Source organism: Serratia sp. PF-27, from assembly GCF_030053255.1.
GTDB lineage: Bacteria > Pseudomonadota > Gammaproteobacteria > Enterobacterales > Enterobacteriaceae > Serratia > Serratia bockelmannii.
In genome coordinates this window covers 819191-845467 of sequence record NZ_JASGBT010000015.1, presented here as the reverse complement: position 1 = coordinate 845467, position 26277 = coordinate 819191, and the positions used below count along the sequence as shown (strand labels likewise).

The following is a 26277-nucleotide window of genomic DNA, read 5'->3' as shown; positions in this document are numbered from 1 at the left end:
GCCACTAATTGAGTTTGTTAATCAGGTCCATCATTTTTAGCCGGCTGTCGGACGAGACCTTACGCACCTCCAGCTCGATACCGCGATCGTTCAGTTTCTTAAACGCTTCGATATCTTTTTCATCGACGGAAACGGCGTTGTTCACCTGGGTTTTCCCCTGGCGGAACGCCATGCCGCCGATATTGACGGATGTAATCTCCACGCCGCCTTCCACCAAACGCCAGACGTCAGTCGGGTTGGTGAATAACAGCATCACGCGATCGTTGGCGTATTTCGGGTTGTTCCAGACGCGGATGGCCTTCGCCACGTCCACCACGTGGGCGGTGACGCCCGGCGGGGCAACCTGGGTCAGCAGGGTCTTGCGCACATGGTCGGCGGCGACTTCATCGCTGACGACGATAATGCGGCTGACGTTGGTCTCTTTGGTCCAGCGGGTAGCAACCTGGCCGTGGATTAAGCGATCATCGATGCGCGCCAGGCCGATTTTCATGTGGTCGTTCGGCCCCAGCGGCGCCTGAGGGGCAGCGGCTTTGGCGACGGGTGCTGCGGGTTTTGCGGGTTCTTCCTGCGGTTTTTTCAGCGCTTTCACGCCTTCACGGCCGGTTTCCAACGCCAGCGCCACCAGTTCATCGAAAGCGGGGTTGTCGTCCCGCGCCATGAAGGTTTCCACCAGCATCGGGATGTTGACCCCGGTGACGACCTCATAGTTTTCTTTGTCGACCGCAATGCGGCTGGCGGCGTTGAACGGGCTGCCGCCCCAGGTATCCACCAGGAACAGCACGCCGCCGCTGGTATCCAACCCACTGATTTTTTCGTTGTACTTGACGATTAACGTTTCGGCATTCTCACCGGGAACGAAGTCTATAAAGGCGACGTTGTCCTGCTCGCCCAATAGCATCTCCGCCGTTTTCAGCAGTTGTTCCGCTGCAGCCCCGTGTGTGCCGATGATAATAGCTATTGCCACTCGCTACCTCCTCGTTGAACTCCAGACGCGGTGTGTGTCGTTTCTCCGCGCCGTCTTGGCAGTCACTTCCGCGGTTCAGATACATTATGGTAGAAAAAAAGAAACGCACGCCTAACATTTCTCACGCAGTTTCAAATGCCTGTGCGTGATACTTCACGAACGCGAGATTTATTTTAGTGAGTGAAAAAATATTTTTTGTGACGCTGCTCCGCTATTGAATGCTCGGAGAAATCTTAGCTGTCGCAGACGATATGGTGTGGCGCCACCCTAAACCACCGTTGAAAAAGCCGCTTTGTCCCCCAGAAAAATCCTGATACAGTAATTTCTTCTTTCATCACTAAGGAGTGAAGGGCCTCAGCCCTCCCTATGGACTGTCACCGAAGTTACTGTTTTTCCAGGTTTCACCCGCCACCTGCTGGCGTTGTATATGCTGTTCGGCCCTTCGGCCATCTCCCGGTAACCCCATCCCGTCACCTTGCTATTGTCGACTGCGCCCATGCAGCGGCGGCATCGTCACGTCTGAGCGGCGAGTGCTCATTCCCACTTTTTTCTGGAGTCTGATATGGAATTTTTAATGGACCCCTCTATTTGGGCGGGGTTGCTTACGCTGGTGGTGCTGGAAATCGTGCTGGGCATCGACAACCTGGTGTTCATCGCCATTTTGGCCGACAAATTGCCGCCGAAGCAGCGCGATAAGGCGCGCGTTATCGGCCTGTCGCTGGCGTTGCTGATGCGTTTGGGCCTGCTGTCGGTGATCTCCTGGATGGTAACCCTGACCACACCGCTGTTCAGCGTTGGCGATTTCAGCTTCTCTGGCCGCGATCTTATCCTGCTGTTCGGCGGGGTATTCCTGCTGTTCAAGGCCACCATGGAGCTGCATGAGCGGCTGGAAGGGCAGACGCACCAGGATGGCGCCAACCGCGGTTACGCCAAGTTCTGGGCGGTGGTGGTGCAAATCGTGATCCTGGACGCGGTGTTTTCGCTTGATGCGGTGATTACCGCCGTAGGTATGGTGAACGATCTGCCGGTAATGATGGCGGCGGTGGTGATCGCGATGGCGGTGATGCTGTTGGCATCCAAGCCATTGACCAACTTCGTCAATGCGCACCCGACCATCGTGGTGCTGTGCCTGAGCTTCCTGTTGATGATCGGCCTGAGCCTGATCGCCGAAGGCTTCGGTTTGCATATTCCGAAAGGCTATCTGTACGCCGCGATCGGCTTCTCGATCCTGATTGAATTGTTCAACCAGATCGCGCGTCGCAACTTCATCAAGCATCAAGCGCGTCGGCCGATGCGCGAGCGCACCGCGGAAGCGATCATGCGCCTGATGGGGCAGCAGCGCGCGCAGCAGTCGGACGATGAGGTCGCTTTGCCGAGGGATGAAACCTTTGCGGCGGAAGAGCGTTATATGATCAGCGGCGTGTTGACGCTCGCCTCGCGTTCATTACGCAGTGTGATGACGCCTCGCACGGACATCTCCTGGGTCGACTGCGAGCGCTCCCGCGAGGAGGTGCGCGCACAGTTGCTGGATACGCCACACAGTCTGTTCCCGGTGTGTCGTGATTCGGTGGATGAGATCGTCGGCGTGGTACGCGCCAAGGATCTGCTGGTGGCGCTGGAGCAGGGTGAAGATATTGCCGAGTTTGCCGCCCGCACGCCGCCGATCGTGGTGCCGGAAACCATGGACGTCATCAAACTGCTGGCGGTGCTGCGCCGCGCCAAAGGGCGTCTGGTGGTGGTCACCAATGAATTTGGCGTCGTGCAGGGGCTGGTGACGCCGCTGGACGTCCTGGAAGCGATTGCCGGTGAGTTCCCGGACGAGGATGAAACGCCGGATATCGTGGCGGAAGGCGACGGCTGGCTGGTGAAGGGGGGAACCGATTTGCACTCGCTGGAACAGGCACTGGCCTGCGATGACCTGGTCAGCCCAACCGCAGACTACGCCACCCTGGCGGGGCTGCTGTTGGCTCACTACGGCCAGATGCCGGTGGTGGGGGACACCATTGAACTGAACCACCTGCGTTTCGATATCGTCGAGGTCTCCGACTATCGCATCGAATTGGTGCGTGTTACCCGCGTCGTCTTTGACGAGCCGACGCAGTCGTAACCCTCCCGCCGGGGGCTCAGGCCTCCGGCGGATCCTCTTCCGCTTTCCTGACGCGCGATTCGTACTGTTGCAACCACAGCGGGAAAACGTGGATCGGCATCGGCTTGGCGAAATAATACCCCTGCAGGGCATTGACCTCGCGTGAGCGCAGATAGTCGGCCTGTTCCTCCGTTTCGACCCCCTCTGCCACCAGTTTCAGCTTCAGCCTCTGCGCCAGCGTAATGATGGTGTCGGTCACTGTGGCGTTGACCGCGTCGGTGCCGATGGCCGCGGTAAACCCGCGGTCGATCTTCAACACGTCCGGGCTGAGGTTTTTCAGGTAGCTCAGCGAGCTGTGGCCGGTGCCGAAATCGTCGATGGCCAGCATGATCCCCATGTCTTTCAGCGTGCGAATCTGGTCATACTGGATCGCCGACAGCGCGGTGCGTTCGGTCAGCTCCAGCATCAATGAGGGCATCGGATGTGCCGGCAGCCAAATCTGGCGGATATCGTCGATGATGTTGAGCGTTTTAAAATGCTCGGCAGCAACGTTAATGCTGATGTAGAAGGACGGTCGTGGCGGGAACAGCCGCAGATTTTCCGTCACGGTGTTCATTAGATAGCGAGTGAGCGGAATGATGAGGTCATGCTGCTCGGCCAACGGAATAAACACGTCTGGCGAGATCCACCCCTGCCGCTTCTTTTTCCAACGCAGCAGCATCTCGACGCCGGCACAGCGCCCGGTATCGCTGTGAATGATCGGTTGACAGTAAACGCGGAACTCCCGATGGGTAATGGCATGGCCAATGTGGTAAGACAGGCTCATGCGGTTAGCGGTGAGCAGGTAGACCACATAGGCCGCCAGCAGGCTGATCAGCAGCGCCAGCGGGATATGGCGCGGCAGTGCGGAAAACGCCAACATGCCGACCTGCGGGCCGAACAGCGAAATCGAGAACGGGTAACGCTCGGAACCGGCGGTGTAACGCAGATCGTTGGTCAGGGTGTCGCGGCGCAGGATTTCGCGGCGCCCGTATTCCAGGCTGCTGTCGGCTACGTTCAGCACCATGCGCTGAACATAAGGCTCCTGCGGTTCGAGTAAAAAGTTCGATAACAGCTCGATATTGAAGACGTGCAGCACGCCGCTGCTTCTATCGCCGGGGGAGGGTGTCCACATCACCAACGTGGGCAGTCCTTTGCTCACCGCCAACGAAGGGCGCAGCGCCAGCCTGACGTTGCTGTTGACGAAAATCGGCAGCACGGCGGCCAACTGATAATGTCGGGCGCCAAACAGACTGGAGCAGTAGATGATGCCATTTTTTACCAGCAGCATGGCGCGCAGCGCCTGATTTTGCGCGGCGCGAAAGCGCAGGGTCGATGAGACGTTCTCGCAGGGTTGTTCCAGCATGTCCATACTGCGTTCTGCCTGCAGCTGCGCGGGGGACAACAGCTGGTCAATTTTGCCGACGGTGCGGGTGGCCAACGTTTGCTGGCTCTGCTCGATGCTTTTGACCTCTTGATAGTAACGGGTATACAGCGATACCAACAGAATAGCCACGCCCACCGCTCCGGCCAGCAGCCAACGGTAGTAACGATATTGGGACGCGGCGAGGTGGGTCATCAACATCCGGTAAATCCTTGTTCGGTAATCCAGCTCCGAGTCACAGTCAGGCCACAGCTCCTTAAGTTGCGCTCGGCTAATTCTAGCCTGAGGTTATACAAGATTGATGGTAACTCAGTAAATTATTTCGATTTGGCAAAACAGAAGGTCAATTTGCAGGCTAACCGCTGGATCGATGAGAAAAATGCAGGATATTTTCTGGTGACATTGTCACTAAAAGCGGTCAATGAATTGATTGACCATAAAAAACCCCGCCGGGCGGCGGGGTTGTCTGTCAGTCGCATTGCACCTTGATTGCCAGGCCACCGCGTGACGTTTCTCGGTACTTGGCGTTCATGTCTTTGCCGGTTTCGTACATGGTCTCGATCACCTTATCCAGCGAAACGCGCGGTTCGCTGGTGCGGCGCAGAGCCATGCGGGCGGCGTTGATCGCCTTGACCGAGGCGATGGCGTTGCGCTCGATGCACGGCACCTGTACCTGGCCGGCGACCGGGTCACAGGTCAGCCCCAGGTTGTGTTCCATGCCGATTTCCGCCGCCACACAGACCTGCTCAGGGCTGCCGCCCAGCAGTTCAGCCAGGCCGGCGGCCGCCATGGAGCAGGCCACGCCGACTTCGCCCTGACAGCCGACTTCGGCGCCGGAAATGGACGCGTTCATCTTGTACAACGCGCCGATGGCGCCCGCTGCCATAAAGTAACGGATGTAGATATCCGGGCTGACGGACTCGATAAAGTGATCGTAGTAAGCCAGCACCGCAGGCACGATGCCGCAGGCACCGTTGGTCGGCGCGGTGACGACGCGGCCGCCGGCGGCGTTTTCTTCGTTAACCGCCAGTGCGAACATGTTGACCCAGTCGATCACGTTCATCGGATCGTTGGACAGTTTGTCCGACGCCACCAGCATGCGGCGCAACGCGGAAGCACGGCGCGGCACGCGCAGCGGGCCCGGCAGCACGCCTTCGGTGTTCAGACCGCGATCGATGCAGGCGCGCATGGTTTGCCAGACGTTACCGAAGTAGGTGTCGATCTCTTGCTTGCTGTGCAGCGCCAGTTCGTTCTGCATCACCATGCCGGACAGCGACAGCCCGGTCTCGCGACAGTGGTCGAGCATTTCGCGCGCGGAATTGAACGGATAAGGCATTTGCAGTTCTTGCTCGGCGGCCTTGCCGAAGTTCTCTTCATCGACGATGAAGCCGCCGCCGATAGAGTAATAGGTCTTGCTGTACACTTCTTTATCGCCGGCGAAGGCGTGGACCTGCATGCCGTTTTCGTGCAGCGGCAGGTTGTCGCTGCGGAAGACCATGCCGCCGTCGCGTGGGAAATCGACTTCATGCAGGCCGTTGGCCAGCATCAGGCGTTGACGTTGTTCTACATCGCGAATAAAGCCAGGAATGCTATCGATATCGACGGTGTCCGGCATGTTGCCGGCCAGGCCGAGAATGATGGCGATATCGGTATGGTGACCTTTACCGGTCAATGAGAGTGAGCCGTAAACGTCTACGGCAACACGCGTGATAGAAGGCATCAGGCCTTTATTTACCAGATCGTCGACAAACTGTTTGCCGGCTTTCATCGGTCCAACCGTATGAGAGCTGGACGGGCCGATGCCGATCTTAAACATGTCGAAAACGCTAATCACGCTAAAACTCCTTAAAGAGACGTATTGTTATGGCTGCGGCGGTTAAAAACCGCGCAGGGAACAGCGATATTGTAAAAGGGCCGTGCGGGTTCGGCTGCCTTTTTCGCATGAAATTAAATAATCCGTGGTGTCGCTTTTTTTACTGATTACCCGGGGCGAACCCTTATGCGAGGTATCCGCTTTCGCCCAAGCTCCATTAGCGGTAATCGCGCCAGCTTTCCGTGCTGAACGCCGCCGGCTTAATCCCTGTTTCTACAGTGGTTTATCTCGGACGGTGGTATTTTACAGGTATTTCGTAAGGTTTAAGAGAGGGTTTACAGTTTTTTTAAAACCATTCAACCGGAACGGTAGTTGAAAAAGCGTTCAAATGAAGTGATTTCGATCGCTTTACCGGCAGCGGAGGCCGTCGGCCATGCCAGATTGCGAGTCAGATCACGTAATATGGGCTAAATACTGACCTGCTGCGCCAGACGCCGAATGATGGCTGCGGTCAGCCCCCAGATAAACTGGCTGTGATACCAGGAGAGGTAAATGCGGTGCGTATGGCCGGCGCGATGAATATCCAGCGGATAGTAACGTGACAGGGTCAGCGCTTCCCTCAAGGGCACCTCGAACACGTCCGCCACTTCACCCTCATTGGCGTGGAACTGCACATCCGGCGAGACCAGGCCGACGATGGGCGTGACCTGAAATCCGGTGCTGCTGTCGAGCGGCGCCATTTGGCCGAGGACGGTCACCGCCTGCGGTGGTATCGCCACTTCTTCCTGCGCTTCTCGCAGCGCCGTGACGATCGCCGACCCGTCTTCGGCATCGGTTTTGCCGCCGGGGAAGGCCACCTGGCCGGCATGTTTGCGCAGCGAATCGGCACGGCGGGTCAATAGCAGGGTGGGCTCAGCACGGCAGACGATCGGGATCAGCACCGCCGCCGGGCGCACATTGTGCGAGATCTGCGCCGCCTGGGGCAGCTGCAGTTGAAAACGGCTGATAAAGGCGTGCAGTGAGGCCGGTGTGTTCGATGGGATCACGACAGGGCACACTCCCCAAGCTGCGGCAGAATACGGCCAACCTTGTCGAAGGTCTCCTGGTATTCCGCCTGCTCCTGGCTGTCCGCCACGATGCCGCCACCGGCGGAGCAGTGGATGCGGCCGTTTTCGGTGACGAGCGTGCGGATGGTGATATTGGTGTCCATGGTGCCGCAGGCGCTTAGGTAACCGATACTGCCGCAATAGGCATTGCGGCGCTGCGGCTCCAGCTCTTCGATGATTTCCATCGCCCGCACCTTGGGCGCGCCGGTGATCGAGCCGCCGGGGAAGCAGGCGCGCAGCAGTTCGGCCGCCGAGGTCTGTTCCGGCAGGGTTGCGGTGATAGTGCTCACCAGGTGATGCACGGCGGGAAACGGCTCCACGGCAAACAGTTCCGGCACCCGTACGCTGCCAGGCTGGGCGACGCGGCCGATATCGTTGCGCAGCAGATCGACGATCATCAGATTTTCAGCGCGATCCTTGGGGGAATCGGCCAAACGGCGAGCCTGAGCGGCGTCCTGTTCCGCGTCCGCCAGCCGCGGCAGCGTGCCCTTGATCGGGCGGGTTTGGATGCGCTGCTGCTCCAGCCACAGGAAGCGCTCGGGAGAGACGCTCAGTACGCTGTTGTGCGGCAGGCGCAGGAAGGCCGAGAACGGCGCGCGGTTGCAGGCGCTCAATCGACAGAAAGCCTGCCACTCATCTCCCTGATAGTCGGCGGAGAACCGTTGCGCCAGATTAATTTGGTAACAGTCACCGCTGCGCAGGTAGCGCTGAATACGTTGGAATTTCTCGCCGTATTGCCGCCGGCTCATATTGGCGCGCCAGTCGCTCAGCAGCGTGAAAGGGCGTTCTGTCGGCGCGGTTTGGCTATTGAGCCAGCACCAGCGCTGTTCCACGTCGCCATAGCTGAGCAGCGTCAGGGTTTGCAGACGGTGATCGGCGATCAGCGCCCAGTCATAAATGCCCACCGCCATGTCCGGCAAGGCGAGGTCGGCTGCGGCCAACTGCGGCAAGCTTTCCACCCGCCGCCCGAGATCGTAGCCGAACAGCCCCAGTGCGCCGCCCTGAAATGGCAGATCCGGGTTAAACGCCGGTTGCCAACCTTGCGCCACCAGGTGTTGCTGCAGCAGGGAGAATGGATCTTCCTTTGACTGGATAGTGACGCCGTCACTTTCTATTTTCGTGCTGGCGCCCTGGGTGGTGAGCGTAACGCACGGCTGCGCGACCAGGATGTCGAAGCGGTTATGCGAATGGTCGGCGAAGCCCGAATGCAGCAGCATCGCCCACGGGTGGGTTGAAATCGGGGCGAAAAGCGTCATCAGGGCACTGCGGCTGTAGGGCAAAGATTTTATGTTTGGGGCGGTTACGCTCATGAACGTCAATAAACCTGGCTGTGAGGACGGCGATATCTGGCGGCTAGTGTGCCATAGACGGTCACGTCATGCATGTTTTGCCACGCGCGACATGGAGCACAGTTCACATAAACGGCAGTTCAATAAACCTGAGATAAGGCATTTTTTGCGCCATTGATTATACTTCGATATGTTAAAAATTTAACGTCAAATGCACTGGACGTTTATTCATCGAGGGCGCAAGACCCGAGAAATATAAAAAAGGTTCGTTAATTTCATACTTTTATTGTTGCTTGCTGTTATTAAGCTGGCGATGCGAAACGGTTTTGCCTGTGTTTTTTCATGGTGGCCGTCTTGTGAAAGTTATCCCTTGTTGTGGAACGCTTTTCTTGTCGAAAGCATGAAAAGACAAACAAGATTAATCTTATTTAGCCTGCGGCGGAAATGTGAAGGTTCGCGTTTTATTTCGCTCGTGCGCTGAAGCGGTTTCTATTTTTTAAAAAAATAAAATTATCATTTTGTTACATTATTAGTGAAGAGCTACCTATGTCGTTAATGCTGAGCGTCATCGTCCCGATGCACAATGCGGGGGAGTTATTGGAGCCGTTCCTGGTCTCGCTGCTGGCCCAGCGCGAGCAACGGTTGGAGGTGATCATCGTCAACGATGGTTCCACCGACGGTTCGGGAGAGATCGCGCACCGTTACGCGGCGGTGCATCCGCATATTCGCGTGATCGATCAAGCCAATGCCGGCGTTTCTAATGCACGTAATGCCGGGCTCGCCGTTGCCCGAGGTAAATATGTGGCGTTTCCGGACGCCGACGATTTATTGGCGCCGGAGATGTATTCCACGCTGTTGGAACAGGCAGAACGACACCAATTAGACGTGATGCAATGTAATGGTGAACGCTATTTTACCAGCCAAGACGAATTACAGCCGATTTTTCCCGAGGCGCGTTTACGCACTACCGACGTTATCACTGGCGTTCAGTGGTTCGAACGTGCATTGAAGTCGCGAAAGTTTATTCATGTTGTATGGCTGGCAATATATCGCCTCGATTTTATTCGCCAGCATCGGCTTTATTTTGAGCCGGGGTTGCATCACCAGGATATTCCCTGGACGACGGAGGTCATGTTTAATGCCAAACGGGTCAAATATTTAAGCACGCCGCTGTACCGGCAACGGGTGCACGACAAGTCGATCAGTAACCGTCGTCGCACCGGCAAAGCGAACGTAGAGTATCAGCGTCACTATATGAAAATCGTCGAAATGCTGGAGCGGCTCAACCGGCGCTATGCGGGCACTGTCGCCATTCGTCCCGCTTTCCATTGGCAAATCACCCGTGAGGCGTTGGGCATTTGTCACAGTATCCGTCGTGAGCCGGATCCGGCCGCCCAGAGTCAGATTACCGAAGAGTTCTATCAGCGCGGCATCGACAGAGCGATGTTCGCCAATACGCGCGGCCTGAAGCAGGGGTGGCATGTCATGCTGTGGCGGCATCGCCTGAAGCAGTGGCGCAGCGATAACGGCTGTTCGCAACCGGCCTGAGCCACAAGACGTTGGGATCCGCCGCGTTAGCGCGTATACTCGCTCTCCCTTTTGCCGGAGAGAACGACACATGCATGCAGGTATGCCATTACTGAGCCACGCGGAGCAGCAGGAAGCGGCGGATCGCATCCATCAGCTGATGGAACAGGGCATGAGCAGCGGTGAGGCCATTGCTCGCGTTGCGCAGGAAATTCGTGAGCAGCATCAGGGCGCTCAGGTTGCGGTGCTGTTCGATGACGAAGACGAGCAGCAGGATGCCGCACCGGAGGCGTCGCGGGATGACGATGCTGAAGAAGACGAAGACTATTGATGTTATCGGGGCCGCGCAAGCGGCCCCGTGAGTGTCAACCGTTGGCCGCCACGGCGGCAGCGGCCTGTTTCGCTTGTTCCACCGCCTGTTCCGTGGTGTCCGCCGTCGCCAGCGCTACACCCAGGCGGCGTTGGCCGGCGATTTCCGGCTTGCCGAACAGACGCAGCTGGTTGTGCCCGCGCAGCGCGTTTTCCAATCCGCTGAAGCGCACATCGGTGCTGGTGAGCTGTGGCAGGATCACCGCCGAAGCGGAAGGGCCGAACTGGCGGATAGCGCCGATCGGCAAACCGAGAAACGCGCGCACGTGCAGGGCGAACTCAGACAGATCCTGTGAAATCATTGTGACCATGCCGGTATCGTGCGGGCGTGGCGACACTTCGCTGAAGATCACGTCGTCGCCGCAGACGAACAGCTCCACGCCGAACAGGCCGAAGCCACCCAGGGCTTTCACCACCTTCTCCGCGATAGCGTGAGCACGGCTCAGCGCCGTAGCCGACATACGCTGAGGCTGCCAGGATTCGCGATAATCTCCGTCTTCCTGACGGTGCCCGATCGGCTCGCAGAAATGCACGCCGTCCACGGCGCTGATGGTCAGCAGCGTAATTTCAAAATCAAATCTTACCAGCCCTTCGACGATCACCCGGCCACCACCGGCACGACCACCCTGTTGGGCGTAATCCCAGGCGCTTTGCAGCTGTTCGGGCGTGCGGATCAGGCTTTGGCCTTTGCCGGAGGAGCTCATCACCGGTTTGACGATGCACGGGTAGCCGATGTGTTCGACCGCCTGCCGGAAGGCGATTTCACTGTCGGCAAAGCGGTAGCTTGAGGTGGGCAGAGCGAGCTCTTCCGCCGCCAGACGGCGGATGCCTTCACGGTTCATCGTCAGGCGGGTGGCTTCGGCACAGGGCACCACGCGGTGGCCCTGGCGTTCAAGCTCGACCAGCATGGCAGTGGCGATCGCTTCGATTTCGGGAACGATATAGTCAGGCCGCTCTTGTTCGATAACGGCTTTCAGCGCGTCACCATCCAGCATATTGATGACGTGGCTGCGGTGCGCCACATGCATGGCGGGGGCGTCGGGATAGCGATCGACGGCGATCACTTCCAGACCGAGGCGCTGGCATTCAATGGCGACTTCTTTACCCAGCTCCCCGGAGCCGAGCAACATAACGCGGGTGGCGGAAGGGCGCAGGGCGGTTCCAATCGTTAACATAGTGTCGTACCTGGATCGGTGAAAGTAAGCGGATTGATGATCGGCGGGCAGTATATACGAAAACGATTGCGTTCACAGCCGCTGCGCCAGGTTTGTTGCTAACTGACTGTTTTTATAACAAACAGAAATATTTGCCCTGCATGAGCGATTATGCGTTAATAACCGACGGCGAAAGAAGGCCTACATATCACAGGGTTTTCGCGTCTCGTGCCGTTAAGGCAGGTTTATCAAGTAAAGGAAACACAAATGAGCAAGATCACTGGTCACGTTAAATGGTTCAACGAAAGCAAAGGTTTCGGCTTCATCACGCCTGCCGACGGTTCTAAAGACGTTTTCGTTCATTTTTCCGCTATCGTTAGCGATGGGTTCAAAACCCTGGCTGAAGGCCAGCAGGTTGAATTCTCCATCCAGGACAGCCAACGTGGCCCTGCTGCAGCCAACGTCGTTGCGATTTAACGACTGCGTTGCCGAGAAACCCGCCGCCGGCGGGTTTTTTTATGCCCGCACCCCGTAACGCCGCCCATCTCTGTTATCATTTACCCCTGATTCGGCGCCAACCTGCGGGCGCGCCGCCATTCCATTCGTCATATAAGAGTTATCGCCGTGAGCACAGTTTCTTTTTCTTCCCTGCCGCTGCCAGCCGAACAGTTGGCCAACCTCAACGAACTGGGGTACGCCGAAATGACGCCGGTACAGGCCGCCGCGTTGCCCGCCATCCTGCAAGGGCGGGACGTGCGCGCCAAGGCGAAAACCGGCAGCGGTAAAACGGCGGCCTTCGGCATTGGTCTGCTGAACAGTATCGTCGTCGGTCAGGTCGCCACGCAGGCGCTGGTGCTCTGTCCCACCCGCGAGCTGGCCGATCAGGTGAGCAAAGAGCTGCGCCGCCTGGCGCGTTTCACGCAAAACATCAAGATCCTGACGCTGTGCGGCGGTCAGCCGATGGGGCCGCAGCTCGATTCGCTGGTGCATGCGCCGCACATCGTGGTGGGGACGCCGGGCCGTATCCAGGAACACCTGCGCAAGAAAACGCTGCAGCTGGACGAGCTGAAGGTGCTGGTGCTGGATGAGGCCGATCGCATGCTGGACATGGGGTTCGCCGACGACATAGACGATGTGATCAGCTATACGCCGCCGCAACGTCAGACGCTGCTGTTTTCCGCCACGTACCCGGCAGGCATCGAGCGCATCAGCGCGCGCGTTCAACGCCAGCCGCTGAGCGTCGAGGTGGACGATGGAGAAGCGCAGGCCTCCATCGAACAACGCTTTTATGAGACTACGCGCGATCAGCGCCCGGCGCTCCTGGTGTCGGCTATTCGCTATCATCAACCCGCGTCCTGCGTGGTGTTCTGCAATACCAAACGCGATTGTCAGACGGTGCTTGAGGCCCTGGAGGCCCGCGGCATCAGCGCGCTGGCGCTGCATGGCGATCTGGAACAGCGCGACCGCGACCAGGTGTTGGTGCGTTTCGCCAACCGCAGTTGCCGGGTATTGGTGGCGACCGACGTTGCCGCACGCGGGCTGGATATTAAAGAGCTGGAGCTGGTGGTCAACTACGAACTGGCGTTCGATCCCGAAGTGCATGTGCACCGTATTGGCCGTACCGGCCGCGCCGGCATGAGCGGGTTGGCGATCAGCCTGTGCACGCCGCAGGAAATGGCACGTGCGCACGCGATTGAAGACTATCTGCAGATGAGCGTCGACTGGTCGCCGGTGTCCGAGCTGAGCGGGGCGGCCAACGGCTCGCTGGAGGCGGAGATGGTGACGCTGTGCATCGACGGCGGCCGCAAGGCGAAGATCCGTCCCGGCGATATTCTCGGGGCGCTGACCGGTGATGCCGGGCTGACGGCGGCGGAAGTGGGCAAGATTGACATGTTCCCAGTGCATGCCTATGTCGCAATCCGCAAAGCCAGCGCGCGCAAGGCGCTGCAACAGTTGCAGCAGGGCAAAATCAAAGGCAAAAGCTGCAAGGTGCGGCTGCTGAAATAAGCCGAAGGCGGGCGGCGGTTTGCCTTCCCGCCACGATCTATTTATACTGTACATAATTACAGTAATTTGAGTTTTTGAGGACGCACGCATGGCGGTTGAAGTTAAATATGTGGTGGTGAGAAACGGTGAGGAAAAAATGACTTTCGCGAGCAAGAAAGAAGCCGACGCCTACGACAAAATGCTGGATCTGGCGGACAATCTCGGGGAGTGGCTGCAGCAGGCACCGCTGACTCTGGATGACGAACAGCGCGAAGGCTTGAGCTTCTTCCTGGCGGAGAATAAGGACGCGCTGGGTCTGATTTTGCGTGGCGCTTCGCCGGCGGAAACCCTCAAAAAACCGGCGGAAAGCAAAGCGAAAAAAGCGACATCTAACCCAAAAGAGGGATCTGCGTCAGAAAAGCAAGCAGCATAATGACTTATGTTGCGGTGTTGTGATGAAAAAGGATCTAAAATGAGCCGTGAAATAACTTTCTTCAGCCGCTTTGAGCAAGACATTCTGGCCGGGCGTAAAACCATCACCATTCGGGATGCCAGTGAGTCGCACTTCGAACCGGGCGAGGTATTGCGCGTAAGCCGCAATGAAGACGGCGTCTTTTTCTGTTTTATCGAAGTGCTGTCGGTAACGCCGGTGCGCCTGGATGCGCTGACCGAACGCCACGCACAGCAGGAAAACATGTCGCTCGGCGAACTGAAGCAGGTGATCAAGGAAATCTATCCGGGCCTGGATGCGCTGTTTGTCATCGAGTTCGTCAAACGGTAACTCTTTGCCGAAACCCTGTTGTGAGCCAGGGATGGGCGCCCGGATAGCGCTAATCACAACGGGAGGACATATGAAAAAAATGGGTTTGGCTATCGCCTTGTTGGCCATGATGGGAGCATCAACCGCGGTGTGGGCGCAGGATCACGAGCAACGCACCGCCAAGGTGGGGCAGTGTGCAGGCCTGCAGCCGGCGGATATCGCCGCCCAGGTCAAGCGCGACTTCTTGCAGAACCGCATCACGCGTTGGGAGGCGGACAAAAAACTGCTGGGCACCGCAACCCCGATCGCCTGGGTGAGCCCGGATGCCATCACCGGCAAGGATCAGGTGTGGCAGGTACCGTTGACGGTGCGTGGCACCAAGGCAGATAAAACCTACAACGTGACGCTCAACTGCAACACCGGCGAAATCGCCTACAGCGCGCCGCAGTAATACTGTTTTGCAATAAAAAGCCCGCCTGGTGGCGGGCTTGATGCATCAAGACGAGGTCAGTCGCTGAACGGGATCACCAACTCACCCGGCTTCACTTCCAACCCCTTCGCCAGTTTTTTCGCCAGCGCTTCGGTTTTGCTGTTGTCAGGATTTAGCACATAAGCCGGCTTTTGGTCGAAGTAAGACTTCAGTGACTGGTTCAGATACGGCGTCAGCGCTTTCATTACCGTCTGCATTTTTTCCGGCTGCACGCTGTAATCAGTCAGCTCCATGTCCTTCAGGAAAATGGCGCCCTGCGCCCGGTCGTAAACCGGCTGCGCCTTCAGCGTCAGCTTCAGATCCGCGGTCTGCGGGCCGAGAATCGACGTGATATTGACCTTGGCGTCGCCGGAAAGGGTAACTTTACCCGGTTCGCTGCGGCCGATTTGGCTTTGCAGCTGAGTCAGCACGATATTGGCGTCCACCAAGCCGGGCACGCCGATCTGCTTCTGATAGTCGTTGTGTTTCTGCAGGTAATCATTCACTTCCTGCTCGCTCAGGGTGTACTGGGTCAGTTGATTGCAACCGGCCAATACGCCGGCGAACAGCAGGGCGGCTGCGCCCATCAGGATCTTCTTCATTAATGCCTCATTGCGACTGCTGGCGAAAAGTGCTGCAGATAATTGATTAATCATTATAAACGTTCCGCCTGCGCGTGAAAACGACAGGCGGCGATGTGCAAAGGATAGTGCGCGCAAAAGCGGGTGAGACCTATCGGATAACGCCGAAAGCATCAGCGCCGCAATCGTAGCGCCAAGAGAATTACGCCGGCCACGCAGGCCGCGCTCCCCAACAGCGGGAACAGCGGGATGCCCCACAGCCGCAGCGAAGAATGCATCAGATAAGGCGCCAGGCCCAGAGCAAAAGCGGCGGTGACGATGGCGATAGCCAGCGTGACGGCGGCGCGTTCCAGCGCTTTGCTCAATTGGCCGAGGTTCTTGACGTTGATCTCGGCATTGAGCTGCCCCCGCTTCAGGCGACGTACCAACAACCGCAGGGTTTGCGGCAGCTCCTCTCCGGCGTCGAGCGCTTCCCCGCCCAGGGCCAACAACCGCTGGCGCACGGCGTCGGGGGCATAGCGCTGCAGCACCGTTTGTTGCAACATCGGCTTGAGCGTGGCGACGATGTCGAAGGCCGGATCCAATCGGTGCAGTACGCCGTCGGCGGTGATTAACGCCTTGAACAGCAGCACCAGATCGGGCGGCAGCGCCAGCTGGTGTTCACGCGCCATCACCAGCAGGTCGGTCAAGGCTTTACCCAGCGTCAGGGTGGCGGCGGCCTGTTTGTCGAGAAAGTTTTGCGCTGCCAACTCCAGATCCATCAGGTCCAATGGCTCGCTGTCCGACCAAGCGATCAGCGTGTTGACGATGCCTTCTGATTGACGATCGGCGATGGCTTGCAGCAGCAAAAGTAACTGGTTGCGCCGCCGCTCGGACAGCTGGCCCACCATGCCGAAGTCGATAAAGCCGACGCGGTCGCCGCTCAGCGCCATGACGTTGCCGGGGTGGGGATCGGCGTGATACAGCCGATGCTCCAGCACCATGCTCATAAAGGCGCGGGCGCCGCGTTGTGCCAGCAGCGGGCCGTCAAAGCCTGCCGCCGCCAATTGCTGAGGGTTCTCCGGCGCGGTACCGGGCAAGTATTCCTGCACTAACAGACGCGGAGACGACCATTGCCAATAGATTTTCGGCACGACCACGTCGGGTTCTCGTGCAAACATCTTGGCGACGCGATCGCAGTTATGCCCTTCGTGAGTCAAATCCAGCTCGTGATTGAGCGCCGTCGCCAGCGCTCGGACCATCTGCCGCGGCCGATAGCGTGCCAGCGTGGGGCTCTGCTGCTCCACGGTTTCCGCCAGCGAGGCCAGCAGCCGCAGATCGGCGTGGATGGTTTTCGCCAGGCCGGGCCGCAGCACTTTCACCACCACCTGTTCGCCACTGTGCAAGCGGGCGCGGTAAATTTGCGCCATCGACGCTGCCGCCAGCGGCGTGCGATCGAACTCGGCAAACAGGTGCTCGGGCTCGCCCCCCAGATCGGCAACGAGCTGCGGCGCCAGTGTCTCCCATGGCAATACCGCCGCTTGGCTGTGCAGGCGATCCAGTTCGTCGGTCCAGGCCGGATCCAGGAGGTCAGAACGCGTGGCCAGGATCTGACCGAATTTGACGAAGGTGGGGCCCAGCGCCTCGAGCGCCTCCCGCAGCCGTTCAGGCAGGGTCTGTGCGTCCTGCAGGGCGGGCTCGCCGCGGACACCGCGCAGCAATGCCCCCAGGCCCAGCAAGCGCAGAACGTCTTGCAGACCATAACGAATCAGAACGGAGGTAATTTCCTTCAGCCGCGCCCGATCGCGAGCGGTGGCGAGCACCATTTTCAACATCAGTACGCCATGTCCTTTTTGTGACTCTCGAACGTTATTGTTCCATATCCAGTAGCAACGGCACCTCGCTGCGCTGCGCCATGCGGTTGCGGTAGGCTTCCACGTTATCCGGCAGCGCAACCCCGGCGACGATCGACAACGAACGTAGCAGCGGGAACAGATGAATGTCGTCCTCGGACAGCTCGCCGTTCACCGCGTCAGCGGAGACGATCAGGGGTGACAGGGTTTGCAGATCGGCCTCCAACTGAGCGATCAGATCGGCGCTGTTGGCGAGATGTTCGGCGAAATCTCCGATTGACGCCTGTTTTTTATCGATAAAGTACTGGCGCGCACTGGCGGTGGCAAACTCTTCGAAATCGGCGTGCGCAATACGCGGCAGCAGCAATTTTGCGCTGTAACCGCCGACCCGCTGCAGCCATTCGGCGATAGCCGGGTTGGTGCGGCCGGTCAGGACCGGCTTGCCGTCCAACCCATCGACATAGCGTACGATATCCAGGCTTTCCGGCATCGCTTCACCGTTGTCTTTAATCAGAATCGGCACCATTTTTTTGCCGATCAGGTTGAACGGGGTCGTCTCATCGTCGTTGAGCAACGTGACCAGGCGAATCGGCAAACGTTTCAGGCCGAAAATCATGCGGGCTTTAACGCAGAATGGGCAATGATCGTAAATGAACAGTTTCATGCTTGCTCCGGGTTGTCAGGTTTTAACAGCAATAGTTACCACAGCTTATCGAGGCTGTCTTGACGTGCGTGTGTTGGATGGTGCGTTATTGCGATATTGCCCGCGCACCGGCACGGGCTAGAGGGCGTTATTTCTTGGCCGGTACCGAGTTGAGCACATCGATCAGGTGAATGCGAGCTTCTTCGAGGTCGATTCTGTCACGTTCGTTGGCGGCGGTGACGACCTGCAGCTGCTTGATAATATCGTCCTTCAGGCCGGCGTCGCTGGCGAGGATGTGGGCCAGTGCTTTTTCCACCAGGGTGGAACGCGCATAAATCATGCGCAAGTTCAGTATCATATGTTCGAGTAGTTGCGGTAATTTTGCTTCTTCGCTCATGCCGACGGGCTCCTGTGGGTGTTTTTACTAACAGGATAGCAGCTGTTGCCGATTCGGCCGGATTTCTATGGCGTTAACCGCCGCGCAGCATCATCGGGGCGCTGCGTCGTGGGCTGAACTGCCAGTACAGCGCCAGCAGCGTAGCGAAGCCTACTGCCCCAAGCAGCAACCAGGGCAGCTCCGGCATGTTCATCGTGCGTCCGGTATCGTACATCCAGCCGCCGCCGGTGTAACCCAACGCGCCACCCAGCGCCAGGCCAAGGCGACTGAAGCCCATATAGCTGCCGCGTGCACGCGGATCCGCCAGCGAAGCGCTTAGCGTTTCGCGCGCCGGCTCGGCGATAATCGATCCCAGATAGAAGCAGCAGATCAGTGTGAACACCCCCTGCAGGGTGGTGGCGAGGCCAATCGGCAGCAGGCTGAGCGTCATTAGCAACAGGCCCGCCATCAGGCGCTGCTCAAGCCGGAAGTGTTTTTCTCCCCAACGCGCCAACGGATAGAGCAGCGACAATGACAGCGCCGCTTCAATCGCATACATCCATTTTACTGCCGCCGGTGAACCGGCGATTTCGTTGACCACGATCGGCAGCATCAGCATCACCTGTACCGCCAGCATATAGTAACCGGTCAGCGTCAGGACATAGGTGAGGAAGCGGCGATCGCGCAGTACCCGCAACATGCCTTCCTTCATCGGTATACGCACGGTAGAGATGCGGTAAGCCGGCAGTAGCCAAGCGTTCCAGCCAGCGGCGAGCACGAAGATCGCCGCCCCAACCCAGCAGACAAAGTGGAAATCGTACTGCAGCAGCCAACTGCCGATCAGCGCGCCGACCACCGCCCCCGCGCTGTCCTGCATCATCAGCAGCGAGAAAAAACGGCCGCGTTCATGCGGGCGGGTCAACTTGATTACCAAAGCGGTGCGCGGCGGATCGAATAACGTGCCGCCGAGGGCGGACAGCGCGCAGGAGAACCACAGGATCCAAGGCTCATCCGCCATCGCCATGGTAGCGAAACCGGCGGCGCGCAGCAGCATGCCGGTGACGATCATCGGCTTGGCGCCGAAGCGATCGGCGATGGCGCCGCCAAAGATGCCGAGCCCTTGTTGCAGCAGCTGACGCAAACCCAGCGCGATGCCGACGATCAGCGCCGCCCACCCTAATTGATCGACAAAGCGGATCGAAATAAGCGGGAACACGACAAAGAAGCCTAAAACCACCAGCAGGTTGTCGAGCAACAGAAAATATTTACCCAAGCTGCGCGCTTGCGACACCAGAGACATGCATCACCATGAGCAATTAAGAGAGAGGGGAAGGCAACCCCACCATTCTCTACCCAATTGCCAGACGGCGACAGGGGCGGAGTAGATAATATTTTTTTATCGTCAAGGTGTTACCTGCGCTGCAAAATGGGCGGAAAAACGCCGTAAAACGCGTATTCGGCGATTTACTGAGCGACCGGGATTTTACCTCGGGGGCGGGCTACGGTTATATTGAATGCAGGGAAGTGCGGTTCTGAGGCGCTATTGGCTAAATAAAGTCATGGCATTAGATCGGCGCCGGATAATTAACCATGCGACTTCCCAATAAATACTTCTTATCGAACCGTTTTGACTGCGGGGGAAATGATGTTCGGCTACCGCTCTGCATCGCCAAAAGTACGTCTTACTACCGACCGGATGGTGGTCCGTTTAGTGCATGAACGGGACGCCTATCGTCTGGCGGACTATTATGCCGAGAACCGGACCTTTCTCAAACCCTGGGAGCCGGTGCGCGATGAAAGCCACTGTTATCCGTCCGGCTGGCAGGCGCGCCTGGGGATGATCGCTGAAATGCAAAAGCAGGGCAGCGCCTACTATTTTATCCTGCTCGATCCGGAAGAGCAGGAAGTCCGCGGTGTGGCGAACTTCAGTAACGTGTTGCGCGGTTCGTTTCACGCCTGTTTCCTCGGCTATTCGCTGGGGGAGAAATGGCAGGGGCAAGGGCTGATGTTCGAAGCCTTGCAGTCCGCCATCCGCTATATGCTGCGCCAACAGCGCATGCACCGCATCATGGCCAACTATATGCCGCACAACCAGCGCAGCGGCGCATTGCTGACGCGTCTGGGATTTGAACGCGAAGGTTACGCCAAGGATTACCTGCTGATCGATGGCCAGTGGCAAGACCACGTTTTGACGGCATACACCAATAAAGAGTGGCTCCCCCCACGTTGAGGCCAAACGATGAAATATGAATTGAACGCCAAAGAGGCCCGGGTCATCGGCTGCCTGTTGGAAAAACAGGTGACGACGCCGGACCAATACCCGCTTTCGCTTAACGCCATTACCCTGGCCTGTAACCAAAAGACCAACCGCGAGCCGGTGATGGATCTGAGCGAGAGTGAGGTGCAGCAACTCCTCGATCTGTTGCTGCGCAAACATTTCCTGCGCACCCTCAGCGGATTCGGCAATCGGGTAGTGAAATACGAGCAGCGGTTTTGCAATTCCGAGTTTGGCCAGCTGAAACTTTCACCCGCCGAACTGGCGGTGATCGCCACTTTGTTGCTGCGCGGTGCGCAAACACCGGGCGAGCTACGCACCCGCACCAATCGGATGCACGAGTTCAGCGATGTCAGCGAGGTCGAGCAGGTGCTGCAACAGCTGGCCACGCGGGAAGATGGCCCGTTCGTGGTGCGCCTGGCTCGTGAGCCGGGCAAGCGCGAAAGCCGGTTCATGCATCTGTTCAGCGGCCAGATTGATGAAGCGCCGCCGGCGGCGTTCGAATCCGAGGAAGACAGCGAACTGAGCGCCAGGGTCAGCGCATTGGAAAACGAAGTGGCGGAGCTGAAACGGCAGCTGCAACACCTGTTGGCGAGGGATGCGAATGACTAAATTACGAGTAGGCGTGGTGGGATTGGGCAGTATCGCGCAGAAGGCTTACCTGCCAATCCTCGGCCAAGCGGCGGATTGGACGCTGGTGGGCGGTTTTTCGCCCAATCAGCAAAAAGCGCAGCCGCTGTGTGACAGCTACCGCATGGCCTGTTTCTCCCGGCTGGACAGCCTGGCCGAACAGTGCGACGCCGTATTTGTCCACAGCAGCACCGCCAGCCATTTTTCGGTCATTGGCGAGCTGCTAAACCGCGGCGTGCACGTTTACGTCGATAAGCCGCTGGCGGAAACGCTGGAGCAGGGCGAGCAGCTGCTCGAGTTGGCCGAGCGGCGAGGCAAAACGCTGATGGTGGGGTTCAACCGCCGTTTCGCGCCGCTTTACCGGCAGCTCAAGCTGGAAATGAACCAGCCGGTCTCTATCCGTATGGATAAACATCGGGCGGACAGCGTCGGTCCGCACGATCTGCGTTTTACCCTATTGGATGATTACCTGCACGTGGTAGACACTGCGCTGTGGCTGGCGGGCGGACGCGAGCAACTGTTGAGCGGCAGCTTACGGGCCAGCGCCGCAGGCGAAATGCTGTACGCCGAGCACCACTTCGCCTGCGGCGACACGCAGGTGACGACCAGTATGCATCGCCGCGGTGGCAGCCAGCGCGAAAGCGTGCAGGCGGTGACCGACGGCGCGCTGTATCAGTTGACCGATATGCGCCACTGGCTGCGTGAAGATGTACAGGGTGAGTTGGAACAGCCGGTGCCGGGTTGGCAAAGCACGCTGGTGCAACGCGGCTTCGACGGGGCGGTACGGCATTTCCTTGATGCCGTCGCCAACCAGAGCGCGCCGGAAACCGGCGGCGAACAGGCGCTGGTCGCCCAGCGGGTGGTCGAGCGTTTGCTGCGGGATAACTCTATGTAACATATGGCGGTAGCTATTCTTTTCCGGATGCGTAAACTGAGCCGATTGTTTCACTGACGCCTGCTGTTGCAGGCGTTGATATTTACGGTACCTATCAGACAACCACATGAACCTACTCAAATCCTTGGCTGCCGTCAGCTCGATGACGATGTTTTCGCGGGTGTTGGGCTTTGCCCGCGATGCGATCGTCGCGCGCGTGTTCGGGGCCGGCATGGCAACGGACGCCTTCTTCGTGGCGTTCAAACTCCCTAATCTGCTGCGCCGTATCTTTGCCGAAGGCGCGTTTTCGCAGGCCTTCGTGCCGATCCTGGCCGAATACAAGAGCCAGCAGGGTGAAGAAGCGACGCGCACCTTTATCGCCTATGTCTCCGGGCTGTTGACGCTGGTGCTGGCGGTGGTGACGGTGTTGGGGATGCTGGCCGCGCCCTGGGTGATCTACATTACTGCGCCGGGCTTTACCGACACGCCCGACAAATTTGCGTTGACCTCGGCGCTGCTGCGCATCACGTTCCCCTACATTTTGTTGATCTCACTGGCGTCGCTGGTGGGGGCTATTCTCAATACCTGGAACCGCTTCTCGATCCCGGCCTTTGCCCCCACGTTGCTTAACGTCAGCATGATCGGCTTCGCGCTGTTCGCCGCCCCGTATTTCCACCCGCCGGTGCTGGCGCTGGCCTGGGCGGTGGTGGTCGGCGGCGTGCTGCAGCTGGGTTATCAGCTGCCGCACCTGCGCAAGATCGGCATGCTGGTATTGCCGCGCCTCAAACTGGGTGATGCCGGGGTCTGGCGCGTGATGCGCCAGATGGGGCCAGCGATCCTCGGGGTGTCGGTCAGCCAAATCTCGCTGATCATCAACACCATTTTCGCTTCGTTCCTGGTGTCCGGCTCGGTGTCCTGGATGTACTACGCTGACCGCCTGATGGAGTTTCCGTCCGGCGTGTTGGGCGTGGCGTTGGGCACCATCCTGCTGCCGTCGTTGGCCAAAAGCTTCTCAAGCGGCAACCACGACGAGTATTCGCGCCTGATGGATTGGGGGCTGCGCCTGTGCTTCCTGCTGGCGTTGCCGAGCGCCATCGCGCTGGGTATTTTGGCCAAGCCGTTGACCGTCTCGTTATTCCAGTACGGCAAGTTCAGCGCCTTTGACGCAGCGATGACGCAACGCGCGTTGGTGGCGTACTCGGTAGGGCTGATGGGGCTGATCGTGGTTAAAGTGTTGGCGCCAGGCTTCTATTCGCGGCAGGACATTAAAACGCCGGTCAAGATCGCCATCATCACGCTCATCATGACACAGGTGATGAACCTGGCGTTTATTGGTCCGCTTAAGCATGCCGGTCTGGCGCTGTCGATCGGTTTGGCGGCCTGCCTGAACGCCACGTTGTTGTATTGGCAGCTGCGCAAGCAGAAGATCTTCCAGCCACAGCCGGGTTGGGCACTGTTCCTCACCAAGCTGGTGATCGCCGTGCTGGTGATGTCGGCGGTGCTGATTGGTGTGATGTGGCTGATGCCGGCCTGGGATCAGGGCAATATGCTGGAGCGTTTGCTGCGCTTGGCGGCGGTGGTCGTGGCCGGCGTGGTGGCCTACTTCGGCGTGCTGGCCGGGTTGGGTTTCCGCCCGCGTGATTTTGCGCGCCGCGTCGCCTGAGCCGAATGCAAGAATAAAAAAGGTCGCCTTGGCGACCTTTTTGCTTTCCGCGCAGTGCGGTTTACATACGTTCGACGGTTTCGATGCCGAGCGTATCCAGACCCGTTTTCAGCGTTTTAGAGGTCAGCAGCGCCAGCTTCAGGCGGCTCTGACGCGCTTCTTCGCTGTCGGCGTTGAGGATCTGGCAGTGCTCGTAGAAACCGGAGAACAAGCCCGCCAGATCGTACAGGTAGCTGCACATGACGTGCGGCGTGCCTTCACGTGCAACGGTAGTGAGCACCTCTTCGAACTGCAGCAGGCGAGTGGCCAGTGCAATTTCACGCTCTTCGGTCAGTGTCAGCGGCAGCGTCAGGCTGCTTTCGTCGATCCCGGCGCGTTTGAATACCGATGCCACGCGGGTATAGGCGTATTGCATATAAGGCGCGGTATTGCCTTCGAAGGCCAGCATGTTATCCCAGTCGAAAACATAATCGGTGGTGCGGCTTTTCGACAGATCGGCGTATTTCACCGCGCCGATGCCGACCACGCGGGCCACGGTTTTCATTTCCTCTTCCGGCATGTCCGGGTTTTTGCCGGCGATCAGCTGTTCGGCGCGTTCGATGGCCTCATCCAGCAGATCGGAGAGCTTCACGGTGCCGCCTGAGCGGGTTTTGAACGGCTTGCCGTCTTTGCCCAGCATCATGCCGAACATGTGGTGTTCCAGCGAGACGGACTCAGGCACGTAACCGGCTTTGCGCACGATGGTCCAGGCCTGCATCAGGTGCTGATGCTGGCGGGAGTCGATGTAATACAGCACGCGGTTGGCGCCCAGGGTCTCGTAGCGATATTTGGCGCAGGCGATATCGGTGGTGGTGTAGAGGTAGCCGCCATCCTTTTTCTGGATGATGACGCCCATCGGGTCGCCGTCCTTGTTCTTGTATTCGTCGAGGAACACCACGGTGGCGCCTTCGCTTTCCACCGCCAGCCCTTTGGCTTTCAGATCGGCGACGATGCCCGGCAGCATCGCGTTATACAGGCTTTCGCCCATCACGTCGTCTTCGGTCAGCGTGACGTTCAGGCGGTTATAGGTCAGCTGGTTTTGCGCCATGGTGATGTCGACCAGCTTGCGCCACATTTTCAGGCAGTACTGATCGCCGCCCTGTAGCTTCACGACGTAAGCGCGCGCGCGCTCGGCGAACTCGGCGTCTTCGTCGTAATGTTTCTTGGCTTCGCGATAAAACTGTTCGAGATCGGACAGGCCCATATCGCTGGCGTTTTCATTCTGCATTTTTTCCAGGTAGGCAATCAGCATGCCGAACTGGGTGCCCCAGTCGCCGACGTGGTTGGCGCGGATCACTTTGTGGCCCAGAAACTCCTGGGTACGTGCCGCGGCGTCGCCGATGATGGTGGAGCGCAGATGGCCGACGTGCATCTCTTTCGCCACGTTCGGCGCAGAGTAGTCGATAACGATGGTTTGCGGTTCAACCGGGGCAATGCCCAGCTTCGGTGCATTCAGCACCTGGTCGGCCTGGCGGGCGACCCAGTCGCTGTTCAGGAAAATGTTGATAAAGCCGGGACCGGCGATTTCCACTTTACTGGCGACATCGCCGAGATCCAGCAGTTGCACCACTTTTTCCGCCAGCTGACGGGGCGGCATGCCCAGCTTTTTGGCGACTGACATCACGCCGTTGGCCTGGTAATCACCAAACTGCGCCTTGGCGGAAGGGCGGACCTGCGCTTCGCAATCGGCTGGCGCACCAGCGGCGATCAGCGCCTGGCTGACTTTATCTGAAAGAAGAACCTGAATATTCACCGGGTTACCTTAATGACGAACGAGGAGCTGAAGCCAGCCCCTGCGGGATTCAACGGTGGCGGGCGCGACGGGCGACCTCCACAAAACAGCCTGCAATTGTAACCGATCTGACGGAGCCCGTCAGCAGTTGGCGCGGCCGCTGCGATGAAACAGTTGTCGGGTGCGGCGCGTAGAATGCCTGAAGGTGAAAAGCAGAATGACCTGACCAGAATGTACGGAGGGGAGAGTTATGAGGCTAACGCTTTTTATTGTGACGCCTGGCATCCAGCGTGTTGGTGCGGCGTGATTTAAAATGACGGTAGATGGCGTATACGGCGATAATTATCAACACCAAGGAAATCGTCAGCAATAACATAATGATCATCTCGAATTTAAATTTTCTCCAAAGTAGCTGAGTTGTACTGGTGAATCAATTGTCCGAGGTTAAATTAAGATAATCCTTAGTTTTTTATTAATTATTGAATTTTATTGTCTTTGTTTACAATGGGTTGATTGTTGTTTTTTTGTGAATTTGATAAGTGGATAAAGTGTGATTAAATGAAGCGATTCAATCGGTTTAACCCGCGAATCACGAATGGTTTTGTGAAAAATAACTTAAATCATAACGTCATGATGAAGGGTTATAATGGCTTGCGAAAATTCTTAATTTTTATTTTTCTGTTGAC

24 protein-coding genes are annotated in these 26277 nt (G+C 58.1%); 12 read left to right on the top strand and 12 right to left on the bottom strand.

Annotated elements, in window-relative coordinates:
* Nucleotides 1-4: 4 nt before the first annotated feature.
* Nucleotides 5-964, bottom strand: coding sequence for a PTS mannose transporter subunit IIAB (gene manX, locus QMZ29_RS08870; RefSeq protein ID WP_025303159.1), 960 nt, complete (start codon nt 962-964; stop codon nt 5-7).
* Nucleotides 965-1526: 562 nt separating this feature from the next.
* On the opposite strand from manX, the gene QMZ29_RS08865 reads away from it, so the two are divergent.
* Entirely contained in the window at nt 1527-3071 is a 1545-nt protein-coding gene (locus QMZ29_RS08865; protein WP_025303158.1) for a TerC family protein, read from the top strand.
* Nucleotides 3072-3087: 16 nt separating this feature from the next.
* Here the strand turns inward: QMZ29_RS08865 and QMZ29_RS08860 are convergent, their stop codons facing one another.
* From QMZ29_RS08860 to pabB, 4 genes are all read right to left on the bottom strand, one after another.
* Nucleotides 3088-4674, bottom strand: coding sequence for an EAL domain-containing protein (locus QMZ29_RS08860; protein ID WP_173889471.1), 1587 nt, complete (start codon nt 4672-4674; stop codon nt 3088-3090).
* A gap of 268 nt (nt 4675-4942) precedes the next feature.
* Nucleotides 4943-6307: an L-serine ammonia-lyase gene (sdaA, locus tag QMZ29_RS08855; protein ID WP_025159820.1), complete on the bottom strand. Its 1365-nt coding sequence runs from the start codon at nt 6305-6307 to the stop codon at nt 4943-4945.
* 446 nt (nt 6308-6753) lie between these two features.
* Nucleotides 6754-7332, bottom strand: a complete 579-nt coding sequence (locus QMZ29_RS08850) for a CoA pyrophosphatase (protein ID WP_060433263.1) — start codon at nt 7330-7332, stop codon at nt 6754-6756.
* The gene (gene pabB / locus QMZ29_RS08845; protein ID WP_043143602.1) at nt 7329-8702 is read right to left on the bottom strand and encodes an aminodeoxychorismate synthase component 1; all 1374 of its coding nucleotides are present in this window, start codon (nt 8700-8702) and stop codon (nt 7329-7331) included. The genes QMZ29_RS08850 and pabB overlap by 4 nt, the downstream gene beginning before the upstream one ends.
* A gap of 525 nt (nt 8703-9227) precedes the next feature.
* Here pabB and QMZ29_RS08840 point away from each other — a divergent pair.
* Nucleotides 9228-10229, top strand: a complete 1002-nt coding sequence (locus QMZ29_RS08840; protein WP_049209167.1) for a glycosyltransferase — start codon at nt 9228-9230, stop codon at nt 10227-10229.
* Between the two features lie 70 nt (nt 10230-10299).
* Nucleotides 10300-10539, top strand: a complete 240-nt coding sequence (locus tag QMZ29_RS08835) for a YoaH family protein (protein WP_025303152.1) — start codon at nt 10300-10302, stop codon at nt 10537-10539.
* A 34-nt stretch (nt 10540-10573) separates the two neighbouring features.
* Here the strand turns inward: QMZ29_RS08835 and purT are convergent, their stop codons facing one another.
* Nucleotides 10574-11752 (bottom strand): formate-dependent phosphoribosylglycinamide formyltransferase, encoded by a 1179-nt coding sequence (gene purT, locus QMZ29_RS08830; RefSeq protein WP_261424916.1) that lies wholly within the window; start codon nt 11750-11752, stop codon nt 10574-10576.
* 246 nt (nt 11753-11998) lie between these two features.
* Here purT and cspE point away from each other — a divergent pair, with 246 nt between their 5' ends.
* The 5 genes from cspE (at nt 11999) to yebF (ending at nt 14928) form a co-directional block, all read left to right on the top strand.
* Nucleotides 11999-12208: a transcription antiterminator/RNA stability regulator CspE gene (gene cspE / locus QMZ29_RS08825; RefSeq protein WP_004927572.1), complete on the top strand. Its 210-nt coding sequence runs from the start codon at nt 11999-12001 to the stop codon at nt 12206-12208.
* A gap of 147 nt (nt 12209-12355) precedes the next feature.
* Nucleotides 12356-13738, top strand: coding sequence for an ATP-dependent RNA helicase DbpA (gene dbpA, locus QMZ29_RS08820; protein WP_043143580.1), 1383 nt, complete (start codon nt 12356-12358; stop codon nt 13736-13738).
* A gap of 88 nt (nt 13739-13826) precedes the next feature.
* Nucleotides 13827-14150 carry a YebG family protein gene (locus QMZ29_RS08815; RefSeq protein ID WP_025303149.1) on the top strand — a complete coding sequence of 108 codons (324 nt, stop codon included), beginning with the start codon at nt 13827-13829 and terminating at the stop codon, nt 14148-14150.
* Nucleotides 14151-14189: 39 nt separating this feature from the next.
* Nucleotides 14190-14498: a N(4)-acetylcytidine aminohydrolase gene (gene yqfB / locus QMZ29_RS08810; protein WP_004927562.1), complete on the top strand. Its 309-nt coding sequence runs from the start codon at nt 14190-14192 to the stop codon at nt 14496-14498.
* Between the two features lie 70 nt (nt 14499-14568).
* Complete coding sequence (gene yebF, locus QMZ29_RS08805) at nt 14569-14928, top strand: protein YebF (protein WP_060433258.1); 360 nt, start codon at nt 14569-14571, stop codon at nt 14926-14928.
* A 56-nt stretch (nt 14929-14984) separates the two neighbouring features.
* On the opposite strand, the gene QMZ29_RS08800 is transcribed toward yebF, so the two are convergent.
* The 5 genes from QMZ29_RS08800 to mdtH all read right to left on the bottom strand — a co-directional run bounded on the left by QMZ29_RS08800 (nt 14985) and on the right by mdtH (nt 19678).
* Entirely contained in the window at nt 14985-15548 is a 564-nt protein-coding gene (locus QMZ29_RS08800) for a lipoprotein (protein ID WP_025303147.1), read from the bottom strand.
* Between the two features lie 152 nt (nt 15549-15700).
* A complete protein-coding gene (locus QMZ29_RS08795) occupies nt 15701-17341 on the bottom strand; it encodes an ABC1 kinase family protein (RefSeq protein ID WP_141998269.1) in 1641 nt (546 codons plus the stop codon).
* Nucleotides 17342-17375: 34 nt separating this feature from the next.
* Nucleotides 17376-18023: a glutaredoxin 2 gene (gene grxB, locus QMZ29_RS08790; RefSeq protein ID WP_049295784.1), complete on the bottom strand. Its 648-nt coding sequence runs from the start codon at nt 18021-18023 to the stop codon at nt 17376-17378.
* A gap of 127 nt (nt 18024-18150) precedes the next feature.
* Complete coding sequence (locus QMZ29_RS08785; RefSeq protein WP_043143592.1) at nt 18151-18399, bottom strand: hypothetical protein; 249 nt, start codon at nt 18397-18399, stop codon at nt 18151-18153.
* Between the two features lie 73 nt (nt 18400-18472).
* The gene (mdtH, locus tag QMZ29_RS08780) at nt 18473-19678 is read right to left on the bottom strand and encodes a multidrug efflux MFS transporter MdtH (RefSeq protein ID WP_043143594.1); all 1206 of its coding nucleotides are present in this window, start codon (nt 19676-19678) and stop codon (nt 18473-18475) included.
* A 345-nt stretch (nt 19679-20023) separates the two neighbouring features.
* On the opposite strand from mdtH, the gene rimJ reads away from it, so the two are divergent.
* From rimJ to murJ, 4 genes are all read left to right on the top strand, one after another.
* Entirely contained in the window at nt 20024-20608 is a 585-nt protein-coding gene (rimJ, locus tag QMZ29_RS08775; RefSeq protein ID WP_025303142.1) for a ribosomal protein S5-alanine N-acetyltransferase, read from the top strand.
* Nucleotides 20609-20617: 9 nt separating this feature from the next.
* Nucleotides 20618-21265: a YceH family protein gene (locus tag QMZ29_RS08770; protein ID WP_025303141.1), complete on the top strand. Its 648-nt coding sequence runs from the start codon at nt 20618-20620 to the stop codon at nt 21263-21265.
* Nucleotides 21258-22178 carry a Gfo/Idh/MocA family protein gene (locus QMZ29_RS08765; RefSeq protein WP_261424904.1) on the top strand — a complete coding sequence of 307 codons (921 nt, stop codon included), beginning with the start codon at nt 21258-21260 and terminating at the stop codon, nt 22176-22178. Before QMZ29_RS08770 ends, QMZ29_RS08765 begins: the two co-directional genes overlap by 8 nt.
* 106 nt (nt 22179-22284) lie before the next feature.
* Nucleotides 22285-23820, top strand: a complete 1536-nt coding sequence (murJ, locus tag QMZ29_RS08760; RefSeq protein WP_043143599.1) for a murein biosynthesis integral membrane protein MurJ — start codon at nt 22285-22287, stop codon at nt 23818-23820.
* Nucleotides 23821-23881: 61 nt separating this feature from the next.
* Here the strand turns inward: murJ and argS are convergent, their stop codons facing one another.
* Nucleotides 23882-25612 carry an arginine--tRNA ligase gene (argS, locus tag QMZ29_RS08755; protein WP_025303138.1) on the bottom strand — a complete coding sequence of 577 codons (1731 nt, stop codon included), beginning with the start codon at nt 25610-25612 and terminating at the stop codon, nt 23882-23884.
* Nucleotides 25613-26277 lie beyond the last annotated feature (665 nt).

Excerpts from the sequence above, each read along its gene's own strand:
- QMZ29_RS08795 (WP_141998269.1), bottom strand. The coding sequence starts at position 17,341 with ATGTTGAAAATGGTGCTCGCCACCGCTCGCGATCGGGCGCGGCTGAAG.
- QMZ29_RS08835 (WP_025303152.1), top strand. The coding sequence starts at position 10,300 with ATGCATGCAGGTATGCCATTACTGAGCCACGCGGAGCAGCAGGAAGCG.
- yqfB (WP_004927562.1), top strand. The coding sequence starts at position 14,190 with ATGAGCCGTGAAATAACTTTCTTCAGCCGCTTTGAGCAAGACATTCTG.
- QMZ29_RS08765 (WP_261424904.1), top strand. The coding sequence starts at position 21,258 with ATGACTAAATTACGAGTAGGCGTGGTGGGATTGGGCAGTATCGCGCAG.
- QMZ29_RS08815 (WP_025303149.1), top strand. The coding sequence starts at position 13,827 with ATGGCGGTTGAAGTTAAATATGTGGTGGTGAGAAACGGTGAGGAAAAA.
- pabB (WP_043143602.1), bottom strand. The coding sequence starts at position 8,702 with ATGAGCGTAACCGCCCCAAACATAAAATCTTTGCCCTACAGCCGCAGT.
- cspE (WP_004927572.1), top strand. The coding sequence starts at position 11,999 with ATGAGCAAGATCACTGGTCACGTTAAATGGTTCAACGAAAGCAAAGGT.
- yebF (WP_060433258.1), top strand. The coding sequence starts at position 14,569 with ATGAAAAAAATGGGTTTGGCTATCGCCTTGTTGGCCATGATGGGAGCA.
- grxB (WP_049295784.1), bottom strand. The coding sequence starts at position 18,023 with ATGAAACTGTTCATTTACGATCATTGCCCATTCTGCGTTAAAGCCCGC.
- QMZ29_RS08860 (WP_173889471.1), bottom strand. The coding sequence starts at position 4,674 with ATGTTGATGACCCACCTCGCCGCGTCCCAATATCGTTACTACCGTTGG.
- murJ (WP_043143599.1), top strand. The coding sequence starts at position 22,285 with ATGAACCTACTCAAATCCTTGGCTGCCGTCAGCTCGATGACGATGTTT.
- mdtH (WP_043143594.1), bottom strand. The coding sequence starts at position 19,678 with ATGTCTCTGGTGTCGCAAGCGCGCAGCTTGGGTAAATATTTTCTGTTG.
- QMZ29_RS08865 (WP_025303158.1), top strand. The coding sequence starts at position 1,527 with ATGGAATTTTTAATGGACCCCTCTATTTGGGCGGGGTTGCTTACGCTG.
- purT (WP_261424916.1), bottom strand. The coding sequence starts at position 11,752 with ATGTTAACGATTGGAACCGCCCTGCGCCCTTCCGCCACCCGCGTTATG.
- QMZ29_RS08840 (WP_049209167.1), top strand. The coding sequence starts at position 9,228 with ATGTCGTTAATGCTGAGCGTCATCGTCCCGATGCACAATGCGGGGGAG.
- QMZ29_RS08800 (WP_025303147.1), bottom strand. The coding sequence starts at position 15,548 with ATGAAGAAGATCCTGATGGGCGCAGCCGCCCTGCTGTTCGCCGGCGTA.
- QMZ29_RS08785 (WP_043143592.1), bottom strand. The coding sequence starts at position 18,399 with ATGAGCGAAGAAGCAAAATTACCGCAACTACTCGAACATATGATACTG.
- QMZ29_RS08770 (WP_025303141.1), top strand. The coding sequence starts at position 20,618 with ATGAAATATGAATTGAACGCCAAAGAGGCCCGGGTCATCGGCTGCCTG.
- rimJ (WP_025303142.1), top strand. The coding sequence starts at position 20,024 with ATGTTCGGCTACCGCTCTGCATCGCCAAAAGTACGTCTTACTACCGAC.